The sequence below is a fragment of the Mesotoga sp. B105.6.4 genome (genome assembly GCF_002896535.1).
Lineage (GTDB): Bacteria > Thermotogota > Thermotogae > Petrotogales > Kosmotogaceae > Mesotoga.
This window is the reverse complement of the sequence record NZ_JWIM01000097.1, coordinates 1-3,621: the sequence shown is the minus strand read 5'-3', so window position 1 is coordinate 3,621 and position 3,621 is coordinate 1. Positions and strand designations below refer to the sequence as shown.

The window sequence follows — 3,621 nt, the reverse complement described above, 5'->3', positions numbered from 1 at the left end:
AGGGAGGAACTGTGAACAGAGGAGAGGGAAGTGCTAACAGACAAAATGAGGTCGTATGACATCTCCTTTGTACACTGGACAATGGGGATATTCTATATGGCTGGATAATGGGAGCCGGATGAATCAAGAGGTTCAAGTCCGGTTCTGAGAGAGCCTGGGGGTGAAATCCCCCCGGGCTACTCACCACCGGCAGTATTCGCTCTGCGCGAATATATGTTTTATCATCCAGTTTGTAAGGTATTAGGCGATAACAGCTGACATCGACACCGTTGCTGTTAAGCCAGGCGACGGCCGATAAGGTTTGCTCATCAAAATCGGACGCGGCCAAGATTATTCTCTGCCTTTTGTTGAAGCTCTTTTCGGCGTCATTAGCCCTCAAGAATTCGTTTATTCTTCGGAGTCCGAGTTCGTATGATGTTAAATCCATTTGCCCGAATTCTTCACGATGCTTTTCAATATAGGGTCCATATACTTTTCTGACAAGACTTTCGATGTCTCTAATGGTTGCATAGCTGGCCGCATATCTAACAGCCTGAAACTCAAAGGCTTCCTTTCTGTTTTCGATATCTCTGGGATCTCTTTTGATCTCTATCAATACTATATTGCCTTCGTTGTCGATAGCCGTCAGGTCACTGCGTCCATTATTTTCGTTCTTGACTTGTTGGCCTACAATAATCATAGATTCCTCATCGTCGCAGATCATATCGATATTGCGTCTCAGAATCTCCTCAATTTCGCTTTCTTTAATCTCGATCGCCGAGAAAGTCACAGGCTCAACTCTTTCAGCTTTCATATTTTCTATTTTGTACATAGGACCTCCTGTCTTGGCTTCCGACTAACATTATTAGAATTCGGTGTCACTCTTGCTCTAGTATTTATGTATGCGGCCTATCGTTAGTTCCGATACCGGCGCACCTAAGTTTCCATCTCAGAGTTTTCTTACCTTTGCTAAACCTCTTTGCCGGACACGTTAATCAAAGTACGTTTATTCTTATTGAACTTCTGAGCTCTGGGCTAGCAACCTCAAGCGCGAGGTTGATTATATCCTGTATATTTGGGCGGCTGTAATTTGTGCCCATCCACCAGCCTCGAACTATTTCGACAGAATGAGAAGCAGCCAAATCAGGTCGTCCAGGATAGAGATCAAGCTTGTCTTTCGCCAAGTACCTCCTTTTCTTTCCGTGTTTGCGAGAAGCGAACCGTTCTAAGAAAGTGGCATCTTCCTGCGATAGGAGCTGAAAAAGCTTGATCATTGCCTGACAGGCAGAAGTGGCAGAAATTCTGCGGTCTTGAAAGTCGAAATCGAAGACGCCTGATCTCTCTGTTAGTTTGGATGCGCCGTAATTTGGTGATGACGTTACCGATTTTCTGGTAGTTGCCGAGTTTGAACTTTCAGGCAAAATCAGCATTCTCTGGCTGATGATTTCTCTTTCGATGAACTCTCCGCAGACCTCTAGTTCTGGCTTGTATCCGCAAATGTCTTCCACCTTTTCTGCAAACAGCTCTAGTAGAAGAGAATCAGGTTCGGTCAAGAGCATCTTCCATGCTTTCGAAAGGTTTTCACCAATAATCCTTTCTCTCGAAACATTTCTGTAGTCTTCTCTCGCAGCCTCAAGAGCCTCGCCGGTGCAGACTTTCTTGTAACTAATGTATCTTTGAAGCCTTTCTGCTGCTTCCGAGATTTCACGTTCAAGAAGATCTAGTTTATAGATCCTGCGTTCGTCATAACGGCCCTGTTCACCAGGAAGATAGAAACTCCACTCCTGGCCATCTGTCAAAATTGCCATAGGTACTCCAAGCATGAACGCGTACTCGAACAGCTGCCTATCTGCCCCATCTGAGTGACCTACCTTTTTTACCTCAATAAACACAACAGGCCGACTTTCAGGATAGCAAAGTGCGAAATCTACACGGCGTCCTTCAATGGAGTATTCTGGAATTACTATTGAAGTATTGAATACAGGCCATCCTAACTCATTTAAAGTGGGAAGAACCACCCCCTGCGATACTGCTGCTTCAGAATTATATCTGCCACCTCTCAAATTCTGTCTCACTCTCTCGATATGATCGGCAATTGCCATCCAACAAACACCTTCTTTATTCAAGTTGAATTCAAACCCACAGGCTATCAGATCGACCTTAGACACAGACTCTTCTCGGATTCTCCTACCTGACCAAACTAGCTACGTAAATTATCTCCTCTAATGCTTATCCACAAAGAGAGCAAATTCGTAAGAGCACCCAATACTGCCAGTAGATCGCTCTTTTCCATGGTTTCAGGAACATAGTCGCTTTTCGGATTCGAAGAATGCGAGCATGAATTTCCTATAAGTCTAATCGCGTGCATATAAGAGATCACCCAAGGAGATAATTTGCTCCTGAGAGACTCAATCATTGTATAGAGTTTATCATCGGGTGTTTCAATCTCAAAGGCATTAATGAGATCCTTCGCCATATACTCAATTACTATTCTAGAATTAGAGTTGATAGACTGGATACTAACTGGTTCGTAGCCTAGAAGTTGCTTCAGATCATTTAGCGTCCTCTTCAGAGAAGCACTGACCCGCAGATTTTGCAGGGAACATATTTGATCGGTTACCTGATTAATCAAACTGGATAGAATATCTCCCACTATGTCGCCTCGAATATTGTGTCTTTCGCGAATTGTGTATAGCGCATTTTTCACCAGTTCAAGTTTTTCACTCTCATATACGAACAGGTTTAGAGATGCACAGTGTTTCGATGTTTCGAGCCAAATCTTGCTTTTTTCAATCATTATCTCGAGTGCCTTCTTATAAGAAGAAGCGTTTGATGGCAAGATCTCCGAAATCCTCTGACCTGCAATAATTGGAAAGAAGACATCTTCAAAAGGAAATCCAAGGCTTTCTAGAACAGTGAGTGAAGATGTAAATACGTCCAAGACCTCTTCAAACAAAGAGACGCTCGATGAAAGAGATTCAATATTTGTCCTGGGAATACGGAGTGTCAAAATCCCTTTGAAATCGAAATCTTCAGTTTCTTCAAAAAAAACGGATATACCTCTCCAAGATAAAAGCGGATTCTTATCCAAGTTCAAACGTCTTCCAAGATGTTCCTGCAACTTCTCCAGAACAGCGCCTGCAGGGTCAAAGTGCTTCGAGGAATGAGTCGAGAGAACGAGTAAAGGTTTCTCTTGAAGTGATAATTCGGCACCGTGATCGAAAATATCACCTTCGTAAATATTGAAAGACCTTATCCCATACTCAGATTCAACAGCAAATTGGTCAATAATCTTAGATTCTCCCACGAGAACAACCTCCTTCGATTGCCTTGAACAGAAGATCCCAATTGTCTGTTCGACTATCCAGAAGTTCTATTGTAAGCATTCATTTAGATTCCCAAAACATCCGTTCCTTGATTTAATCTCTTGGCATCATAGTTAGTCTGAAGTTCCCCGACAGAGAATGAATGAAAGACTTTCTCAGAGAGGAAAAAGACACATGAACGTAGTGAGAGTGTAGACAGTGAATAGTCAATTTGTAATTGACTTTGCTCGTTTCTTTGTGCTATCATTCTGTTATGAAGAGCAAACCTAAAGGCCTTTATTTAGCTAAGATTGTGAGTAAGTACAAGGACAGAGAA

At 42.7% G+C, this 3,621-nt stretch carries 3 protein-coding genes; all 3 read right to left on the bottom strand.

All coding sequences use genetic code 11. The features are described 5' to 3' along the window. Positions 1–811, bottom strand: an 811-nt coding sequence (locus RJ60_RS14685) for a hypothetical protein (RefSeq protein WP_103135248.1), incomplete at its 3' end; no start/stop codon positions are given. A 163-nt stretch (positions 812–974) separates the two neighbouring features. Beyond that, positions 975–2,147, bottom strand: a complete 1,173-nt coding sequence (locus RJ60_RS14680) for a hypothetical protein (RefSeq protein ID WP_219725907.1) — start codon at positions 2,145–2,147, stop codon at positions 975–977. A gap of 32 nt (positions 2,148–2,179) precedes the next feature. Then, positions 2,180–3,286 (bottom strand): hypothetical protein, encoded by a 1,107-nt coding sequence (locus RJ60_RS14675; protein ID WP_103135246.1) that lies wholly within the window; start codon positions 3,284–3,286, stop codon positions 2,180–2,182. Between the last annotated feature and the right edge of the window lie 335 nt (positions 3,287–3,621).